20 protein-coding genes are annotated in these 19,985 nt (G+C 39.0%); 8 read left to right on the top strand and 12 right to left on the bottom strand.

Translation table 11 applies throughout. From position 1 onward, the window contains the following. Positions 1-12: 12 nt before the first annotated feature. Entirely contained in the window at positions 13-879 is an 867-nt protein-coding gene (gene tatC / locus G9H60_RS04890) for a twin-arginine translocase subunit TatC (RefSeq protein ID WP_223142981.1), read from the bottom strand. A gap of 9 nt (positions 880-888) precedes the next feature. Beyond that, positions 889-2,181, bottom strand: coding sequence for a serine hydroxymethyltransferase (locus G9H60_RS04885; RefSeq protein WP_223142980.1), 1,293 nt, complete (start codon positions 2,179-2,181; stop codon positions 889-891). 181 nt (positions 2,182-2,362) lie between these two features. Between G9H60_RS04885 and G9H60_RS04880 the strand changes: the two genes are divergently transcribed. Together G9H60_RS04880 and G9H60_RS04875 are read left to right on the top strand one after the other, a co-directional pair. After that, positions 2,363-4,354: a protein-disulfide reductase DsbD family protein gene (locus tag G9H60_RS04880; protein ID WP_262899948.1), complete on the top strand. Its 1,992-nt coding sequence runs from the start codon at positions 2,363-2,365 to the stop codon at positions 4,352-4,354. 2 nt (positions 4,355-4,356) lie between these two features. Next, positions 4,357-4,806 (top strand): hypothetical protein, encoded by a 450-nt coding sequence (locus tag G9H60_RS04875; RefSeq protein WP_223142979.1) that lies wholly within the window; start codon positions 4,357-4,359, stop codon positions 4,804-4,806. A 56-nt stretch (positions 4,807-4,862) separates the two neighbouring features. Here G9H60_RS04875 and G9H60_RS04870 read toward each other — a convergent pair whose 3' ends face one another. Together G9H60_RS04870 and G9H60_RS04865 are read right to left on the bottom strand one after the other, a co-directional pair. After that, complete coding sequence (locus tag G9H60_RS04870) at positions 4,863-5,096, bottom strand: hypothetical protein (RefSeq protein WP_109322027.1); 234 nt, start codon at positions 5,094-5,096, stop codon at positions 4,863-4,865. A gap of 74 nt (positions 5,097-5,170) precedes the next feature. Next, on the bottom strand, positions 5,171-6,898 hold the full coding sequence (locus G9H60_RS04865) for a M3 family oligoendopeptidase (protein ID WP_223142978.1): 1,728 nt from the start codon (positions 6,896-6,898) through the stop codon (positions 5,171-5,173). A gap of 307 nt (positions 6,899-7,205) precedes the next feature. Between G9H60_RS04865 and G9H60_RS04860 the strand changes: the two genes are divergently transcribed. Further along, the gene (locus tag G9H60_RS04860) at positions 7,206-8,021 is read left to right on the top strand and encodes an aldo/keto reductase (RefSeq protein ID WP_223142977.1); all 816 of its coding nucleotides are present in this window, start codon (positions 7,206-7,208) and stop codon (positions 8,019-8,021) included. Between the two features lie 86 nt (positions 8,022-8,107). Here the strand turns inward: G9H60_RS04860 and G9H60_RS04855 are convergent, their stop codons facing one another. The 3 genes from G9H60_RS04855 to G9H60_RS04845 are packed head-to-tail and all read right to left on the bottom strand — an operon-like array spanning position 8,108 to position 11,414. Further along, complete coding sequence (locus G9H60_RS04855; RefSeq protein WP_317197220.1) at positions 8,108-9,157, bottom strand: ferredoxin--NADP reductase; 1,050 nt, start codon at positions 9,155-9,157, stop codon at positions 8,108-8,110. A 10-nt stretch (positions 9,158-9,167) separates the two neighbouring features. Further along, positions 9,168-10,673 (bottom strand): glycoside hydrolase family 10 protein, encoded by a 1,506-nt coding sequence (locus tag G9H60_RS04850; RefSeq protein ID WP_223142975.1) that lies wholly within the window; start codon positions 10,671-10,673, stop codon positions 9,168-9,170. 42 nt (positions 10,674-10,715) lie between these two features. Next, positions 10,716-11,414, bottom strand: coding sequence for a response regulator transcription factor (locus G9H60_RS04845; RefSeq protein WP_223142974.1), 699 nt, complete (start codon positions 11,412-11,414; stop codon positions 10,716-10,718). Positions 11,415-11,521: 107 nt separating this feature from the next. On the opposite strand from G9H60_RS04845, the gene G9H60_RS04840 reads away from it, so the two are divergent. After that, a complete protein-coding gene (locus G9H60_RS04840; RefSeq protein ID WP_223142973.1) occupies positions 11,522-12,607 on the top strand; it encodes an AI-2E family transporter in 1,086 nt (361 codons plus the stop codon). Here G9H60_RS04840 and G9H60_RS04835 read toward each other — a convergent pair. The 3 genes from G9H60_RS04835 to G9H60_RS04825 are packed head-to-tail and all read right to left on the bottom strand — an operon-like array spanning position 12,593 to position 15,048. Then, on the bottom strand, positions 12,593-13,336 hold the full coding sequence (locus G9H60_RS04835) for a LytR/AlgR family response regulator transcription factor (RefSeq protein WP_223142972.1): 744 nt from the start codon (positions 13,334-13,336) through the stop codon (positions 12,593-12,595). The genes G9H60_RS04840 and G9H60_RS04835 overlap by 15 nt on opposite strands. Before the next feature lie 30 nt (positions 13,337-13,366). Then, entirely contained in the window at positions 13,367-14,404 is a 1,038-nt protein-coding gene (locus tag G9H60_RS04830) for a sensor histidine kinase (protein WP_223142971.1), read from the bottom strand. Between the two features lie 2 nt (positions 14,405-14,406). Beyond that, positions 14,407-15,048: a histidine phosphatase family protein gene (locus G9H60_RS04825; RefSeq protein WP_223142970.1), complete on the bottom strand. Its 642-nt coding sequence runs from the start codon at positions 15,046-15,048 to the stop codon at positions 14,407-14,409. A 67-nt stretch (positions 15,049-15,115) separates the two neighbouring features. Between G9H60_RS04825 and G9H60_RS04820 the strand changes: the two genes are divergently transcribed. The 4 genes from G9H60_RS04820 to G9H60_RS04805 all read left to right on the top strand — a co-directional run bounded on the left by G9H60_RS04820 (position 15,116) and on the right by G9H60_RS04805 (position 18,388). Beyond that, positions 15,116-15,535 (top strand): hotdog fold thioesterase, encoded by a 420-nt coding sequence (locus tag G9H60_RS04820; RefSeq protein WP_166229982.1) that lies wholly within the window; start codon positions 15,116-15,118, stop codon positions 15,533-15,535. Positions 15,536-15,565: 30 nt separating this feature from the next. Continuing rightward, the gene (locus G9H60_RS04815) at positions 15,566-16,033 is read left to right on the top strand and encodes a DUF5004 domain-containing protein (protein ID WP_223142969.1); all 468 of its coding nucleotides are present in this window, start codon (positions 15,566-15,568) and stop codon (positions 16,031-16,033) included. 62 nt (positions 16,034-16,095) lie between these two features. Beyond that, entirely contained in the window at positions 16,096-17,091 is a 996-nt protein-coding gene (locus G9H60_RS04810) for an LLM class flavin-dependent oxidoreductase (protein ID WP_223142968.1), read from the top strand. Between the two features lie 148 nt (positions 17,092-17,239). Beyond that, the gene (locus tag G9H60_RS04805; protein WP_223142967.1) at positions 17,240-18,388 is read left to right on the top strand and encodes a chorismate-binding protein; all 1,149 of its coding nucleotides are present in this window, start codon (positions 17,240-17,242) and stop codon (positions 18,386-18,388) included. Here the strand turns inward: G9H60_RS04805 and G9H60_RS04800 are convergent. Both G9H60_RS04800 and G9H60_RS04795 read right to left on the bottom strand, forming a co-directional pair. After that, entirely contained in the window at positions 18,385-19,707 is a 1,323-nt protein-coding gene (locus G9H60_RS04800; RefSeq protein WP_223142966.1) for a hemolysin family protein, read from the bottom strand. The two genes, G9H60_RS04805 and G9H60_RS04800, sit on opposite strands and share 4 nt — an antisense overlap. A 5-nt stretch (positions 19,708-19,712) precedes the next feature. After that, on the bottom strand, positions 19,713-19,985 hold the full coding sequence (locus G9H60_RS04795; RefSeq protein WP_223142965.1) for a hypothetical protein: 273 nt from the start codon (positions 19,983-19,985) through the stop codon (positions 19,713-19,715).

Here is a 19,985-nt window from a genome sequence, read left to right as displayed (position 1 = left end):
TTAGGAACTCGATTAGGAATTCGATTCGAGCGCTTCTTCTCTCATTTTTCTGCGCAATACTCTTCCTGAAACGATGATACTGATTTCATAGAGGCCAAAGAGAGGGAAGGCCACTAGTAACTGAGAAATCACATCGGGGGAAGGGGTGATGATAGCCGCTACTAATAAAATCACGATTAATGCGTGTTTTCTGTATTCTCTCATGAAAGAAGGTGTTAAAATACCTACTTGAGAAAGCACAAAAGCAATCATCGGTAATTGGAAAGTAAGGCCGCAAGCCAAGGTTAACATGGACAATAACGAGATGTAATCGTTGATGTCAAATTGATTTTGGATGCTAGGATCTAATTTAAAATTCGCCAAGAAATTAATGGCCATGGGGGCTACCACAAAATAGCCAAAAGATACTCCTACAAAAAATAATAACGAAACCCAGAAAACGGCTCCTCGAGCTGCTTTTTGTTCTTTTTCTTTCAAACCTGGACGAATAAATCGCCAGATTTCATAAAAGGCATAAGGGAAAGCGAAGAGGAGACCCACGATGATAGACTGAGTCAAGGCCATCATGAATTGTCCTGATACTTCCCTACTTTGAAGAATGAAATCTGCAGCTTGCATACACAAGCTAGTCATTCCTGTTAATTCAGCTAAATGGCAAAGTACTTGATTGGTATAGAAATCCACTTTAGTAGGTCCCATAATGATGATACCAAAGATCTCATTTCTGAAAATCCATGCCATGATGGTGAATATCACAATAGAAGCTAAGGAGCGAATAATATGCCACCTTAATTCTTCTAAATGATCCATAAACGACATTTCTGTGCCGTCCTTATCTTCATCCTGGTCCTCGTCGTCCCAATCTTGATCTAATGCCATGTTTTTCTTTTATAAATAAAGTGGGAATTGCTTCATCCACTGATTTACTTCTGTTTTTACTTGAGCTAAAACCGACTCATTTTCATGGTTCATCAAAGCGCGATCTACTAAATCCACGATTTGCTCCATTTCTGTTTCTTTCAAACCACGAGTAGTCATTGCTGCAGTTCCCACACGCATACCTGAGGTAACAAATGGGGATTTATCATCAAACGGCACCATGTTTTTATTGATGGTAATGTCTGATTTTATCAAGGTGTTTTCGGCTAATTTACCAGTCAAACCTTTAGGTCTTAAGTCGATTAGCATCAAGTGGTTATCCGTACCACCTGAAATAATATCATATCCTTTAGCTAAAAAGGCTTTTGCCATTGCTTGAGCATTGCTTTGCACTTGTTTGGCATAGGCTTCAAATGTTGGAGTTAATGCCTCACCAAAAGCAATAGCTTTAGCTGCAATCACATGCTCCAATGGGCCACCCTGAGTTCCAGGGAAAACCGCGCCGTCTAAACATGCGGACATGGTTTTAAGGTCGCCTTTCAATGTTTTGAATCCGAATGGATTTTCAAAATCATTTCCCATCATAATCAAACCTCCACGTGGTCCACGTAGGGTTTTGTGGGTGGTAGTAGTAACAATATGGCAATGTTGCATTGGGTTGTTTAATAAACCTTTGGCAATCAATGCAGATGGATGAGAAATATCAGCTAATAAAATGGCATCAACTTGGTCTGCAATAGCACGTAAACGAGCATAATCCCAATCACGAGAATAAGCAGAGGCACCACAAATGATTAATCTTGGCTTTTCTTTGGCAGCAGTTGCTTCTACTTTATCCCAATCGATTAAACCTGTTTCTTTTTCTACTCCGTAAAAAAATGCTTGAAAGTATTTTCCTGAAAAGTTGACAGGAGAACCATGTGATAAGTGACCTCCATGAGATAGGTCAAAACCTAAAATCTTGTCGCCTGGGTTCAAAAATGATAAAAATACAGCTGCATTAGCTTGTGCGCCTGAGTGAGGTTGCACGTTTGCCCAAGCTGCTCCAAATAATTTTTTGGCACGCTCAATGGCTAAAGTTTCTACTTCGTCCACTACTTCACAACCACCATAATAACGTTTCCCTGGAAGTCCTTCTGCATATTTGTTTGTCAAAACGCTACCTTGTGCCTCCATAACTTGAGGAGACGTGAAGTTTTCAGATGCGATTAACTCGATACCGAATTCCTGACGGTGTGCTTCTTGACTAATCAATGAAAAAATTTCGTTATCGCGCTGTTGTGGGAATGTGCTTGCAGCCATGGATATGTATTGTTCGTATTTACGTGAGAATGGGCACAAAATTACGTTTTTTTATCCGAATAGAAAAACCAATTGATAGCCTTTTCCGTTCTATAGATTTGTCATAGATATCCACTAAATTGTTTAATTTTGAAAATTATTTCACTCCCACGAACTAGATGTATACCAAACGACGTTTGGTATGGAAAATATTGAACTTATGAAATACAAATTACTCATCTTAAGCTTGTTCCTTTTTGTGCTTAGTCCAGTACTTGCGCAGAAATTAGTGCCTGCTAAATGGTCTTGGACTTTGGAGCCAGCTAAGCCTTCTGTAGGTCAAGAAGCAGAAATTGTATTTCAAGTAAAAATTGAAAAAGGGTGGTACCTCTATTCATCTGATTTTGATAAAGATTTAGGTCCTGTTGTAACCACGGTTACCATCAAAAATCCAGTTGGTTTTGAATTGGTGGGTGGATTAAAGGCGATTAATCCACATTCTAAATTTGATAAAGAGATTTGGAATGGAACGTATACTTATTTTACTGAAAAGGGAGAATTTAGACAAAAAATTAAAATAACTGCTGAAAATTGGAAGGTTGAAGGGGTTTATGACTCCCAAGCATGTTCCAATGAAAGTGGACTGTGTGTACCCGTCAAAGGTCCTTTTGTGATCGCAAGTTCAGCTGCGGCATCGGATGTTTTGACAGACGAAGCAAAAAAAAAAATCCCTGAATCAATAGATGTAGCTAGTGCATCCGCTGTTGCTCCTACTGAATCTTTATGGCAATTTTTTTGGATTGCCATGGGTGCAGGCCTTTTAGCTTTATTAACTCCTTGCGTTTATCCGCTCATTCCCATGACGGTGAGTTTTTTCACTAAACAAAAGGGAGGAAAAGGTTTAGCCTTTTTGTATGGGTCCTTCATTGTATTGATTTACGTATTTTTCGGGACATTATTAGCTTTTTTTGCGGGAGCAAGTTTTGCTAATTTCTTAAGTACCCACTGGATTCCTAACATCTTATTTTTTGTCATTTTTATCTTTTTTGGTATCTCTTTTTTGGGGGCATTCGAAATCGTATTGCCATCAGGAATGGTTAATTCCGTAGATGCTAAGTCGGATAAGGGCGGTATTATTGGAGTATTTTTCATGGCATTCACCTTGGTTTTGGTTTCATTTTCATGTACTGGACCCTTGGCTGGGAGTATTTTGATTGCAGCTTCTCAAGGTGCTTTTGTCAAGCCCATCATTGGGATGTTAGGCTTTTCGCTCGCCTTTGCTATCCCCTTCACTTTATTTGCCATTTTTCCTGGGTTCATGAAGAAATTGCCTAAGTCGGGCAATTGGATGAATGAAGTAAAAGTGGTACTAGGGTTCTTAGAAATTGCTTTAGCCTTCAAGTTTTTAAGCGTAGCCGATCAAGTTTATCATTGGCATTTATTAGACAGAGAGATTTTCTTGGCTATTTGGATTGCGATTTTTGGTGCTTTGACTTTATATCTTTTTGGTAAGATTTCCTTACCACATGATGGGCCTTCTGGCAAACTTTCTATACCTAGGACGCTATTTGCTACGGCCATGTTGGCTTTTGTTGTGTATTTGATTCCAGGCATGTTTGGAGCACCCTTGAAAGGCTTGTCGGGTTGGTTACCTCCTATGAGTAGTCAAGATTTCAAAGGGAACTCGGGAGAAGTTAGCATCAAGCCAGGCTCTACAGGTGTGGTTAAATATGGTGATTTTTTAGAATTGCCTTTGGGCCTTACGGGCTTTTTTGATTATCAAGAAGCGAAGGCATATGCTGTTCAAGTGGGAAAACCTTTGTTCATCGATTTTACAGGACACGGATGTGTGAACTGTCGGAAGATGGAAGAGTATGTTTGGTCAGACCCTAACGTGTTGAAACGCTTGCAAGAGGAATATGTGATTGTAGCTTTGTATTGCGACGATAAAACGGAGCTGCCAGCTGATCAATGGTATATTTCGAAAATAGATGGACAGGAGAAAAAGACACTAGGAGACCAAAATTTAGATTTTCAGATTAGTCGATTTAATTCCAATGCTCAGCCTCATTATGTTTTATTGGATCCCCGTAAAGAGGGGGCACCTCTAGTGACTCCAGTAGCTTTTGATGCCAATGTTGATCATTTTGTAGCGTTTTTGGATAAGGGTGTGCGTCAATATAAAATGAACTAAAGATGGATTGGTCTTCTTATTCGGCTGTTATGGCCGCCACAGCCATTAAGTTCATAGCTGGCCCTATTACGGGTTTTAGTCTAGGTCTAAGTTGGATGGAAACGATACTATTTACCTGGTTAGGCATGATGATTACGGTCAGTTTTATGATTAGTCTAGGTCAGTGGTTGGTGAAGTACATCGCTCAATGGCGAAATCAAAAGCCTTTGGTATTCAGTAAGCGCGCACGAATGGCGGTTAAGATTTGGACAAAATTTGGTATCAAAGGAATAGCAGCCTGTACTCCCTTGTTTCTAACACCTATTGGTGGGAGTTTATTGGCCCTCTCTTTTAAAGTTCCTCTGCCACGAATTTTGTTTTTTATGGCTATTTCTGCCTTATTATGGGCGGCAATTTATACGGCCTTGATTTACCAGTTGGATTTTATTCGCGACTATTTCATAGACAAATAAAAAAAGCCCCCGAAATCTCGGAGGCTATCATATAGAAGAACAGGGGCAAAAGTTGTTTACTTTTTTGCACTGTATAGTTTTGCACGAAGCTCGTTGGCTTTAACTTCCAATTCAGGTTTCGCAGTATAAGTTTGTTTGGTTTGTGCAGCTGCACTATCTGGATGAACACCGTATACATAAGTATCGCCTTGACGAACATCTTTTTGTTTAATTCGATTGTTTTTTTGGTAATCGCAAGAGCTAGCTAGAGCTACAACAAGAAGGGCAGGCAATAAACTTTTCAATTTCATATAGTTGTGTAAAAAATCCGAGTGCAAAAATAAGTCCAAATTTGGTACAAAAAAAATTTCTTTAAATAAGCCGCTTAGCTTTCTTCTAAATTTTTGATTTTTTCAGCTAAAAAGCTCATTAATTCAGCAATGTAGGCTTTACTAAAATTGAATTCAATACCTGCTGCAGCATAAATTGTTTTCATGGGTTCAGTATAACCTAATTCTAAGGCTTGCAAGTATTGTTCTAAAGCTTGCTTCGGTTGACGGCAATAATTTCTCCAAACAGCTAATGCGCCTAATTGAGCAATGGCATATTCAATGTAATAAAATGGCACCTCAAACAAGTGTAATTGTTTTTGCCAGATGTTGGTTTTAATTTCTTCCAAATCGGACCAATCCGTGATATTATCTGAGAAGCGTGCAATGATTTCCAACCAAGTGGCATCTCGCTCCGCTTGACTGTGATTGGGGTTTTCATAAATCCAATGTTGGAAGGCATCTATGGTGGCTACCCAAGGTAAGGTTTCTAAAATATCCTCTAAGTGCTTGATTTTAGCTCTTTTTGCCTCTTCTGGATTTGGGAAATAAATATCCCAATGATCTATAGTGAGTAGTTCCATGCTCATGGATGCCAATTCGGCTACTTCTGATGGGACATTTCTAAAGGTATTTAATGCTAAATCTTTGGTTACAATGGAATGTACGGCGTGTCCACCTTCGTGTAACAAGGTAACCATATCTCGCACTTGACCAGCTGCATTCATGAAGATAAATGGGAAGCCACTTTCTTCTAATGGGTAATTGTAACCACCTGGGTTTTTACCTTTTCTTGAGTCTAAATCAAAACGATTTAACTTAACCATTTCTTTCAGGCAATTTCCTAAGAAAGGGTCCAGTTCATCAAAGACTTGGATGGTTTTGCTTAATAAATCATCTGCAGTAGTAAATGGCACCAGAGGTTTTCTTCCCCATGGATCTACTGCTTTGTCCCAAGGTTTTAATGCATCCAATTGAAGAACTTCTTTTCTTTTGGCAGCTTGCTTATTAACCATGGGTACAACCGTCTGAGCTACTGCTTCATGAAATTCAAAACAATCGGCAGCGGTGTAGTCAAAACGGCCCAAACTAGCAAAGGAGTAATCTCTGAAATTGTCAAATCCAGCGTTTTGTGCTACTTGATGTCTTCTTTCAATTAATTTATTGAATAAATCATTCAGTTCATGCTTAATACTTAATCGTTTATTGGCAACGAGTAAATAGACCTCTTGCCGCTTATTTCGATCTGTTGATTCCAAATAGGCATTGGCCTGCTGAAGTGTTTTTTCTTGTCCATCTATTTCAACCATCAATCCGCCTGTCAATGCGCCATATTCGGTGGAAAGATTGGATAGCTCAGTGTAAAGTGGAATGTTTTCCTCACGAAATATTTCAATCGCCTTTTTCATGCCACGAAGCATGATACCATAACCATGGGCGGGTAATTGATCGGCAAAACCGGATTCTACTACTTTTTTATTCCAAGCATCCTCGTAAATAGATGCATTGGGCATGATGTCATTGACAAACTGTTGGTAACTTTTTTGAAGGCCCTCATTTTGATTGTCGCAAGACATTTTGATATATCTCCAAGCGAAATTTTCTGATAAGTAGCTTTCTAATTCCGATCGACTGATGCAAAATTGCTCTAATTCTTCTAGGTTTTGAATGCTCAAAGAGCTTAGTTTTTCAAAATAGGGTAATACACTTTCCCAAGTACTTAGTTGGAAATCAGAAGGAAGGAAATTTCTATTAGGCGCTTCTACGCTTATCGTTCTACTCATGCGATTAATTTTTTACAAAAATACACAAGGTATTTGGCTTTTGCAGATGAAAAAATAGGTTTGTTGATAGGAAGAAATCAAATGCCTGATAATTATTACATCATTTTGCCTTGATTTTTATTTAGATTTGTCAACTTTTCAAAAGTTGACAAATCTAGGAGGAGAGTCCCCCAAAAAAAAACTCATAAACCTGATCAACATAAAAAAATCCAAAGAACTTAGAGTTCCTCCAGCCACTCAAAAAAATAACCCTTATACCAAGTTTGTCGAGTTAATCAACCTTAATCATTCTATAGAATATTCAAAAATGAACATACCATTTGTAACATTAAACAATGGCATTTCAATGCCTCAATTGGGCTTAGGTTTATATGCACCCAAACAGCAAAATGAGGTCAAACAATCTGTTTTAGATGCCTTGGATTTAGGAATACGCTTGATTGATTCAGCGGCCATTTACGGTAATGAAAAAGAGGTGGGCCAAGGAATCATAGAATCTGGGGTATCTAGAGGGGAATTGTTTGTTACTAGCAAAGTCTGGATGGATGATATGGGATATGATACTACTTTACGAGCATTTGAAAAATCACTAAATGATTTGGGCTTGGAATACCTAGACCTATATTTAATCCATTGGCCTAAGGATTCCTATAGAAAAGAAACCTGGAAAGCCTTGGAGACGCTTTATGAACAGAAATTATGTCGTTCCATTGGCGTTTCAAACTATTACCAAAACCACCTAGAGGAATTATTTCTTCATGCCAATATTTGTCCAGCTGTTAATCAGTTTGAATTAAGTCCATTTTGCTACATGCCTGAGGAATTGGCGTTTAATCAGCAACATGATATTCAAGTGGAAGGATATGCTCCTTTGGTTCGCGGTTGGAAGAAAGATGACTTAGTATTGAATGAAATAGCTGCGCATTATGGTAAAAATACGTATCAATTATTGGTACGATGGAACTTGGAATTGGGGGCAGTAACCATCCCCAAATCGGTTAAAAGAGCGAGAATTCAAGAGAATATGGATGTATTTGATTTTCGTATATCTGCAGAGGATATGCGCCGATTGAGCCAACTTTTTGACAATACTCGGGTAGCTTGGGATCCTCGAGATTTTTAGTTAAAATGCTTAACCTTGACAGCGTTTTAAACGCTGTCAAGGTTAACGAAAAAACGATTTTTTTATTGAATCAAGAACCTGATAATCTAATCCAAATCAATGACGACGCCACTAGACATTGGATGTGCTACGCAAGTAAGTACATAGCCCTTTTTGATTTCATTATCAGTCAATCCATCTTCCTCGTCCATCACCACTTGACCACTTTTGCACAAGCCCATGCAAGCGGTACACATGCCGGCCTGACAAGAATAAGGCATATCCACATCGGCAGATAAGGCCGCTTCCAAAATGGTTTCACTCGGCTTTACTGTGATTTTATGTTCCTTACCTTCGTAAATAATGGTGATTTCTTGTTCTTTTAAACTACCATCATCTTCTACTTCCTCCGTTTGTGGATTGCTATGAAATAATTCTCGATGAATATGAGCAGTTGGTACATCAAACATCCCTAAGGCTTCTTGGATTTCATCCATCATCCCAGCTGGACCACATAAGTAATAATGGGCTGAAGAGATATCTATACCAAATTCTTGTTTCAAATAATAAACAGTAGAAGCTTTATTGATTCGTCCTTTTAAACCAGGCCAATTGGAAGCTGGTTGACTAATGATATGTAAAACTTGAAAACGACCAGCATAGTCCAGTTCCAGTTGATCCAATGCTTTCTTGAATATGATTTGACCCTCATGTCTGGACCCATAAATCAAATAAATTTTTGATTGTGGTTCTCCTTTTAGCAAGGTTTTAATCATAGAAATCAAAGGTGTAATGCCTGATCCAGCCCCCATGAAAACATAGGTTTTGCTTGCATTGGCTTGAGGCTCAACATAAAAGTTGCCCATGGGCTCAATCACCTCCACACTATCACCTACCTGAATTTGATCACATAAAAAATTGGATACAGCTCCTCCAGCAATCCGCTTCACCGTAATTGCAGGAGAGTGGTCAATCAAAGGAGATGATGATAAAGAATAGCTACGACGTACCTTTTTCCCGTCAATCTCAGGAATCACCGTTAAAAACTGTCCCGAATGATAGCTTAAAGCCTCATGAATTGGATGCCAAAAATGTATCGTTTTGGTATCATTCGTTTCTTCCGTAATTTCTTTAACAGATAAATGCAAGAATTTCATGTTCATCAATTTATTCAACTACATTAGGAACTATCCATTGAATAGTACCCGGAATAGATTCATTATGCAATCGGTCCAAAGCTGTTACAACAAATCCAGTACCCGATTTGATCCATTTCGAATCAATAATTAATTGTTTGTCTGATCCTTTATAAATAATGTTTTCCGCTTTATCCAAAGGTTCAATTTCATCTTTTTGAATTCGGTATACCAAATAATACCTCGGTGGGTCATTGTCCAAACTTGGTTCACCTTCCTTCCAGCGTAAAATCCACTGGTCTTTTTCCTTTGCTAAATTCACCTGATGAGGAGCGGTAGGAGCTATACTGTCTATCCACAACATCGGGGGTACTAAAGCAATATGCTCAAAATGCTTTGTTCTCAAACTATCCCTCCATCCTTTGGTATTCTGACTAATCTGTCGAGAACTGAAATAAATGGCTCCTTGAACTTTAGGTAAACTTCTGGAAATGCTTAATTGTTTGGCCAACTCAGCAGGTGCCCACAAATCACTCAAATGATAGGCTGCATGCCCCATGTAAATAGGCCGATCAAAACTATGTTCACTCCACCATGTAGCCAGTGCCTTGTAAGGCGCTACACGATGTGTTGTTCCCCAATACAATTGCGGTGCTAAATAATCCACCCAACCTTTTCTAATCCATAATTCCGTATCAGCAAATAAATCATCGTATGATTGTAAACCAGCCCGTGTAGGTGAACCATCTTCCTGGTCAATACTTTGATGTCTCCAAATTCCAAATGGACTGATACCAAATTTAACTTTAGGTTTGGTCGATTTTACGGTTTCAGCAATTTCTTGAATGAGCATGTTCACATTTCTCCTTCTCCAATCTGCCAGGCTTTCCTCTGGAAATTTGTACTGCTGAAACGTTTTTTCGTCTGGAATAGTCGCTCCTTTGATGGGATAGGGATAAAAATAATCGTCAAAATGGACTCCGTCGACATCGTAATTTTTGATCAAGTTTTTGACCAATTCAGCAATGTAATGACGTACTTGGGGTATACCAAAGTTCAATATCAGTTGACCATTGTAGGAAAACAGCCATTCTGGATGCCGTCGAGCTAAATGGTCTGAACTCAATATGGTTTTAGCAGACATGGTGGCCCGATTCAAATTTAACCAAGCATGGAATTCCATGCCTCGTTCATGACTCTGTTCTATCATGAATTCCAAAGGGTCATAATATGGACTTGGAGCCTGTCCTTGAAAACCAGATAAATAGGCTGACCAGGGTTCTGTACTTTTAGCATAAAGTGCGTCTGCAGCACAGCGAACTTGTACAAAAATGGCATTCATGCCTGTTTGATGATGTGAATCAATCAGGTCAATAAATTCCTCTCTTTGTTTAATGCTATTGTAATTTCTAGCTGACGGCCAATCGATGTTTTGTACGGTAGCTACCCAAACTCCACGCAATTCCCGCTTAGGGCTTTGTGCCGCCAAGGAATGCATCAAAAAAAATAGTGCTAGAATTAAATAAGAACCCCTCATTGAGGGCGCAATTTACCTATAAATGATGGAATTGTGCTAGAATTAATTCTTTTCAATCGAAAATAAATAACCAACACCCTTCAATGTTTTGATGTAATATTCAGGAATTTTCTCCCTCAGTTTACGGATATGTACGTCAATTGTTCTCTCCACCACATACACATCAGATCCCCAAACCTTCTCCAAAAGTTCATCTCGGTTAAAGACTTTATTGGGGTTTTTAGCCAAAAATGACAATAGTTCAAATTCTTTCTTAGGTAAAACCAAAGCCTTCCCATCAAAGGTCGCCGCATATTGAGTACGATTAATATGCAAGCCCCCAATATCAATAACTTCTTGATTATCTTCTACCGTTTCTCGCTTTAACATGGCTTTGATTCTACTAACCAAAGCACGTGGTTTTATAGGTTTGATGATGTAATCATGTGCTCCAGCATCAAAAGCTGCCACTTCGGTATATTCCTCCCCGCGAGCAGTTAAAAATAAAATAAGGGCGTCTTTTAATTCCGGCATGGATTTCATCCGACGTGCCGTTTCTATGCCATCCATGGCAGGCATCATTACATCCAAAATCACTAATTGAGGATTAAAATCTTGCGCAATCGCAATGGCTTCCTTCCCATCTGACGCTTTCGCTAACACAAATCCCTCTTTAGCTAGATTGTATTCCAATAATTCTAAAATATCAGGATCATCATCTACCAAGAGAATTTTTGTCGAATTGGCTGCTGCCTGGCTCATAGGATGAAATTAGTGAAGTGCTTTTAAAACTTGCTGCAAATATAGAGAGGGCTATATTACCAAATTATTAATTTTTTTCGACTAAATTTAATCATTAGCTTTGGTTTATGGCGAAAGAATCCTCCTATATTGTCCGTTTAGCCTCTGTTTTAATTTCCATTTCCTTATTGGTTTTGGGATTATACCTTTTGCAGGATTTATTGATCCTTTTAGCGGCGGCATTGATTTTGGCCATGCTTTTATTACCTCTAGCCTCTTGGTTAGAAAGAAAAGGGCTTCCTCGTTCGGTTTCCATCGCTATTTGCCTCATCATTACGGTCGCTGTTTTAGCAGGTATTTTAGCTATTTTGACGGTTCAAATGGTTGAATTTGCTTCGGATTGGCCTATTTTCATTAAAAAAGCCGAATCCTACATTTCTAGTTTACAGAGTTTCTTGTCCAGAAATCTCAATATTTCGCGGAAAAAACAAATGGTCGAAATCAGTAATCAGACCATCAATCTTTTGAAAAATTCAGGGACAATTTTGACAACCACCTTTGGCACCATTATACATTCCATAACCACCATCATACTTATTCCCATTTTCGTTTTCTTCTTCTTGTATTACCGCAGTTTTTTCGCCCAATTTTTAGAAATGGTTTTCCCTAATACGGAAACACATATATTAAAAGGGATCATGAGTAAAACAGGTCAAGTGGTCCAAGGGTATTTGATTGGTTTAATGGTGGTGATGCTCATTGTTTCCATTTTGAACACCATTGGCTTCTGGTGGATTGGGGTAGATTACCCTTACTTTTTTGGAATTCTAACGGGCTTATTATTGCTGATTCCTTACATCGGAATATGGATGGGCGCAAGTGGCCCCATTGTTTTAAGTTTAATCGTGTTGAGTCCATCCCACGCCTTTGCCGTTATAGCTTGGGTAGCTGCCGTACAGTTTATCGAGGCAAATTTCATCACACCAGTGGTGATAGGCTCTAAAGTAAGTGTTAATCCGATGGTAGCTATGCTAGCCTTATTGTTGGGGGAAATGCTCTGGGGAATTCCAGGTCTGATCTTGGCTTTGCCTTTGACAGCCATAGTCAAAGTAATTTTTGACTATGTACCATCATTGCAGGCTTATGGATATGTGCTTGGTGAAGCGCCTTCTCACAAGAAGAAAGAAAAAGATGAAAAATTAGAGGGAGAGTAATTCCTTGAAACGAATCGACTGCCTTCTAGAAATCTCGATTTTCTCTCCTTTTCCTTGTAATGTTACTTGCAACCCTCCTGAAAACCAAGGCTCTATTTTTTCAATAAAATTGAGATTGATGATGTGTTTTCTGTTAGCACGGAAAAATACTTTAGGATCCAAACGGTCTTCCAAAGCATTCAAAGATTTCAATACCAAAGGCTTTTGGTCATCAAAAAATAAACGTACGTAATTGCCCATGGATTCGCATAAACGTACTTTGTCTAAGCGAACAAACCAGCATTTCTCTCCATCTTTCACAAATATTTGATCCTGTGCACTTAAATAATGTTGAGGAGAAACAGAAACCTGTTCTGGATGAGATTTGGTTTTATTGGCTAATTGCTTTTCTAATTTTTGAACACTCTCACTTAAACGCGAAAGTTCGATTGGCTTTAAGACATAATCAAGGGCATTGACTTCAAATGCTTTCAAGGCATATTCATCAAAAGCCGTCGTAAAAATTACCTCAGGCAAATAGCCATCCCATTCTTCAAGCCATTCAAACCCCGTTTTGCCTGGCATTTGGATATCTAGGAAAATGACGTCAGGGTGTAATTCTTCAATCAAGGCCCCAGCCTCATCGGTATTTGCCGCTTCTCCAATGACCTGGATATGTGGGAAATTTTCTAATAAACGTTTTAGTTCATTTCTAGCTAAACGTTCGTCGTCGATGATAATAGCGTTCATAAAGGGTTTATTTTATAATTAACACAGGAATTAAGGCACAAGATAAGGTATAATTAATTCGGCAATCACTTGATTTTTGTCGAAAGGTTTAAGCCTTAGTTGAGCGGTCTCTCCAAACAATATCTTCAAACGAGCAATGGAGTTTTTCATTCCAACACCCGTTTCACTTTCTTTGGTTTTAATGGTCCCTGGATTAATGACATAGGCATGCAATAAGTTACCTACCTTATGTGCTTGAATCAAGATAGTACCTCCTTTGACAGAATGTGAGATGCCGTGTTTAATCGCATTTTCTACTAAAGTTTGTAAAATCATGGGGGGCACCTCCGCTTTTAGATGCTCTTTAGGTATTTGAACTTCCCAAAACAAACGTTCTTCATATCGGATTTTCTCCAAGGATAAGTAATCAACAATCGTCTCTATTTCTTCAGATAATGGAATCGTTTTTTTTCTTTCTGTCAGCAAAGAACTTCGAAGTAATTTGGACAACTGGTTTATGCCTTTCTTCGCTTTGCTAGGGTCTTCAGTAATTAATGCCCGAATGCTATTCAGCGCGTTAAACACAAAGTGAGGGTTCATTTGGGCACGTAAAACCTTCCCTTCTGTCTCCTGGATGGTTCGCTCCAATTGGTCGTTTTGCCTTTCAATCTCTAATTTCCTTTGGGAGTATTGGAAGAAGAAATAAATCAACTGCCAAATGGCCAAGGGTTTCATGAAATTGAAAAGGTATTGAAGAATGATGAAGGTATTTAATTTAACCTCATAATTCTCCTGCAATAAGGCAAAATCCAAGGGTAGGTTAAAGGCCAACAAGACAGTAGCCATCACCAAAAGCGCTTGAAGATTAATCCTCAAAAGTTTAAACAATGGATAATTCTGCCATTGAAATTTTTGGGTAATCCTTTTGTATTGGTGCGTCAATAAAATAGCGAGGGAAATATTTCCTACGAATGCATAGAGCCATGCCCATCGCCAACCATATTGCATGGTGTACAATAAAGCCTCATTGAGTGTCCAGGCGAACCAGCCAGAAAATTGTAAAACCCAATAAAGCTTTTGTCTCTTCATAATTACATGGAATCAGGTAAGTGCCTCAAGTGTTCAGTCAAGGGACCTTTCACTAATTTGAATGCACGCTCTGGGTAAGAATATTGTAAATGGTATAAGCAGAGATTGCTGTGGGCAAAATCATCCATTTTGTGTAGTGGTTGTTCAAATAAATGAGTCAATAAAACCCGCATAGCCCGACCGTGCATAGCGATTAAAATAGCCTGCTCTTCTGGACGTGAAAGGATTAAATCAACCACGGGTTTTTGTCTTTCCAAAACCTGCACTGGGCTCTCACCCTCTTCCGAAGGTACATGAATGTTCCCTTCTCGCCAAGTTCTGGTCAAATTTTTATAGTAAAGGTCGTCTTCCGTGTTGGGCGACTTCCCTTCCTTATTTCCCCAAGAAATTTCGTTCAATCCTGCATGCTGTTCCCAAGCAATTCCCTTCTTGATAAAGCCATCTACCGACTGGTGTGTACGTACTAAAGCAGAGGTGTAAATTTTATCAATGTATAAATCTTCATAATGATCAAAAAACGCCTGAGCTTGTTGACGTCCTAATTCATTCAAATGAGCGTCAATGCCACTTCCTTGTACCACCCCCATTCTATTATAATCAGTTTCTCCGTGACGAATTAGGTAAATGTCTTTGATAGGGTGCATAAAAAAGGCGAATTGAGGTTGGAATTAGTAAATTATTGCGAATTTTAGGCACAAAAATACGAAATATATGTTTAATACATCCATCACTTCAGAACAACTAAATAGCTTCAGTAAAGGCAATATGATTGAGCACCTAGGAATCGAATTTCTAGAAGTTCACCCCGAGTATTTCACTGCCCGTATGCCCGTGGATCACAGGACCAAACAACCCTTTGGGCTATTGCACGGAGGAGCATCCGTGGTTTTAGCGGAAACTATGGGAAGTATAGCGACTATGCTAGTCGCCAAAGATCCTGCTACCATGAAAGCTGTAGGTGTGGAGATCAATGCCAATCACCTAAAAGCAGTACGTGAAGGATGGGTAATAGGAACATGCTCCCCAATTCGGATAGGTAGAACCATGCATGTATATGATATCAAGATACACAATGAACAGGGTGATTTAGTCTGCGTGAGTCGATTGACCGTGGCGATTTTGTCGGCTTAGTTTTTCAGAATTAGATTAAAGCAATTCCATATGAAAACTCCAAGCATCATAATTGTAGGAATACTTATTCTTTCTGAATTAGGCCTATTTTCTTGCAGTCAATCTACTTCAAAAGCTATTATTGGTACTTGGCAAATTGCACATTTAAAAATCACCATGCCTAGCTATAAAAATTCAGATAGCACGCAAAACATGGAGGTACTTGGAAAGAATTGGGAAGCAAAAATGAAGTCTAAAAATATTCAAACCACCTACGCTGCAGATGGTACCTACCATTCTTTGCACCGTAACCTTCAAGGAAAGACTACCTATGACCCTGCCGGAACATGGAAGATTATTCAAGATACTTTAATCATTCAGGATACCATTCCGAAGCGCATCACCTATAAGTTTAGATTTAAAATCAAGAAAAATCAAATCGAGTATTGGGGAATAGAGGATTTTGACCTAGATGGTAAGGTGGATGATCAGTATTATAGTCGACAAGTGAAATTATAAAGAAATAAGGGAACATATTTATAAGAAATGAAGTTTAAATTTCTTTATCCCAATAAAAATACATGCCTAAAATCCCCCTATCCGTATTAGAACTTGCCCCTATCCCACAAGGCGGAACAGCAAGCACGGCCATCGAAAGAACCGTGGAAATAGCGCAACATGCGGAGACTTTAGGTTTTAACCGAATCTGGTTAGCTGAGCATCATAATATGGAGTTTATTGCGAGTTCGGCAACCTCCGTTTTGATAGGTCATGTTGCAGGTAAAACATCCCGTATTCGGGTAGGTTCAGGAGGTATCATGTTACCGAACCATAGTCCTTTAGTGATAGCCGAGCAGTTCGGTACTTTGGCATCCATGTATCCTAATCGGATCGACTTAGGACTGGGTCGTGCCCCGGGTACAGACCAGCAAACCGCTCGGGTCTTGAGAAGGGATAATATGGATACAGCCTATCATTTCCCCAAGGATGTAGAGCAATTGCAATTGTATTTCAGTGAAGAAAATAGCTTGGCTCAAGTTAGGGCCTTTCCTGCTGAGGGTCTTGAAGTGCCTATTTGGATTTTAGGGTCCAGTACTGATTCCGCTTATTTGGCCGCTAAAATGGGTTTACCTTATGCATTTGCTGCTCATTTTGCCCCTGCTCAATTTAGAACGGCTATTGATATTTATCGTAAGAATTTTATTCCTTCTTCCCAATTGGATAAACCCTATGTGATGGCTTGTGTGAACGTAGTAGGGGCCGACACAGATGAGGAGGCAGCCTTCCTTCGAAGTAGTTTAATCCGCATGTTTGTGGGTATTATCACCAATCGTCGAGTGCCTTTAGCTCCTCCAGGCCCTTTACCAGAAGCTTACCAAATTCCTGAAATTAGAGCGATGGCAGACAAGATGCTGACATGTAGTTTTTATGGCAGTCAAGAAACACTCCGAAATAAAGTAGGTGAATTTATTCAAGAAACAGGTATAGATGAATTGATGGTGGCTACCTATATATTTGATGGGGAAAAGAAAAAGCAATCGTATTCGATTTTGAAGCAAGCTCTAACAGAATTGTAATTTATGGGTTATAGATTCTAAGGGATTGATAGGGTATGGTACGTGAAATGAATCATTGACCACCTTGATAGAAAAATAACTAAAATTGCACAACACGATAAGTGGTCCTATGGTGAATTGCTTAACTTTGAAATTCGAATTATAAAATATGCCTTCTACGCTTTCTTCCACCCTAACCTCTTTGCTCGATTGGGAACAGTTGTGGCAACATACGCAGCAAAAGCGCGGAGGCATGGCTGTTTGGAGATTACCCAAAAGTGATAAACGCTATTTTTTAGTAGATTCTACTGGTGGAGAGAAGTTAGGATCTTTGGATTTAGAAACTTTTCCAGCCGGATTTTTAGTAGCACCCTTCATTGGGCTTCCATATTTTTTAAAAGCTGAGACATTGTTGGAAGAGTCCATCGTTCCTAAAGAAATTGAAGGTGCCTCATTGTTGAAAACCCAGCACAATGTCGAAGAAAACGAACAGAAACACCAGCATTTTACGCATTGGGTAAATGAATCCATTCAAGAAATACAATCGGGCCATTTTCAAAAAGTAGTTCTTTCTAGAACCGACGAAGTTGAATTCCCGGCTGATTTTTCTCCACTCAGGGCATTTGGTCAATTATGTCAAGCTTATCCTAATGCATTTGTTTGTGCTTTATACATCCCTGAATTAGGAAGTACTTGGTTATGTGCCACTCCAGAAACTTTGGTGGAACAAGACGCTCAAGGGATTTTTCGTACTATTGCTTTGGCTGGAACTCAATCTGCCATAGATCCTCAAGGAGAAATCATCCCTCCACAAAATGCACGGTGGTCTCAAAAAGAAATTGAAGAACAAGCCTATGTGTGTCGGTATATCATCGAATGTTTCAAGAAAACTCGTTTAAGAGAATATCAAGAGATTGGACCAAAAACGATTTTGGCAGGTAACCTCCTACACTTGAAAACCGAATTTACCGTAGATACCAAAGCCTTGAATTTTTCTCAATTGCCAGGTATTTTATTGTCTCTATTGCATCCTACTTCGGCTGTATGTGGGACACCCAAAGAGGAAGCAATTGCATGGATTGGCCAAGCAGAAAAACATGCACGTGAATTGTATTCTGGATATTTAGGCCCTGTTAATTTGGGAGATGAGATACATTTATTCGTTAACTTACGGACGGTCAAAGTAGATCAAAGCGAGGGGAAATGCTTGGCAACTTATTTTGCAGGTTGTGGTATCACAGAAGACTCTGATCCAGAAAAAGAATGGCATGAAACGGTGATGAAGTGCCAAACCCTACAACGCGTCTTGGAAAACTAGTGCTTAATTTTTGATTCTTCTTTTGGAGAAATTTTGCCAACTATCGTCATTTTGACGGTATCAATTCGCGCATCGGTCGACGTCAAAATCTGAAATTGAAAAGGAGCTAATGTGATGATTTCATTGGCTTTGGGAATGTCTTCATATAAACTGATTAACATACCACCCAGTGTTTCATAATCTCCTTCTGGAAAATTCCAATCGTATTTTTCATTAAGGTAATCAATCTCATGTCGACCCGACAATAAATAGGAATGGTCATCTAATTTCTTTTCTACCCAATCTTCGGAATCATCGTATTCATCTTGGATTTCACCAAATATCTTTTCCATGACATCTTCCATGCTGACAAGGCCGGAAGTGCTTCCAAATTCATCTACAACCAATGCCAATGATTTTCTGTCTTTGGAGAATTTTAGCATCAAGTCGTTCGCTGGCATAGCCTCTGGAACAATTAAAATGCTTGTCAATATGGATTGAATATCCTTAGGTTTCTTGAACAAGGCTAATGAATGGCAATAACCCAATACATCTTCTAAACTTTCCTTGTAAACCAATACTTTGGAATGCCCTGATTCGATAAATACTTCTTTTAAACCTTCAATACCTTCTTCTAAATCTATCGCAGTGATTTCAGTTCGTGGAATCATACAATCACGCACCTTTACCTGTTTAAATTCTAAGGCATTGTGGAAGATTTTGGTGTCTACTTCTGCCTCTTCTTCCGTGGAGACTTTACGATTTAAATTTTGTAAATAGTTATTCAGGTCGGTTAAACCAAAAGCGGGTTTTTCTTCGGAATAGTTCAGTCGGAGTACCTTAGTGATGAACCATTTGGATAAGCCTACTGTCACCCAAACAAGTGGGAACATGAGCGCATAGACAATCCAGATGAGGATGGCCAAGAATTCTAAAATAACATCAGGGTTGATTAAGAATATACTTTTTGGCGTAAATTCTGAGGTAATTAAGATCAAAATGGTGGCGACGATGGATGCTAATAAACGTGCCAGGATTTCATTTTGAAGAAAGGGGATGTATTGTAGAATTTGATGATGCAAAAACTCTTCCATGAAAATACCGTAGGCCACAAGGGATAAGGTATTGCCAATCAACATGGTTCCAATGAAGCGGGAAGGGGATTGATTGAAGTTGGAAATGATTTTGGCACTCAAGATATTTTGCTTTGCCTTGAGTTCAAAATACAATTTATTGCAGGAAACAAAGGCCATTTCTACGCCAGAAAAGAAGGCAGAGAAAATCATGGAAATGACGATTCCTGCAACTTGAGTGGTATATAATCCGGGATCTGGGTCCATTTAACTTAGTTTTTGCGCGGGTTACTTTTCATAGCTCGGCTACGGATATCTTGTTTGGGCTCCTTGGCTTTATTTTCTTCTTCCTTGATGCGCAAGTTCTTGGAATATTGAAAGTAAAGGAGTGAACCTAGACCAAACATAAGCCAAACATAGTGAAAGTAAATCTCTAACCAAAAATTTCCTTGGATTTCAACAGGTGTAGGTGCATTTAAATCAATGATCCAAATGATCAAAAATCCAATTCCTGCAGATAATATAATGATTTCTTTCCTAGTCAT

This window comes from Aquirufa aurantiipilula (assembly GCF_019923745.1).
GTDB lineage: Bacteria > Bacteroidota > Bacteroidia > Cytophagales > Spirosomataceae > Aquirufa > Aquirufa aurantiipilula.
The sequence above is the reverse complement of the archived record's forward strand: the minus strand, read 5'-3'. Positions and strand labels throughout refer to the sequence as shown.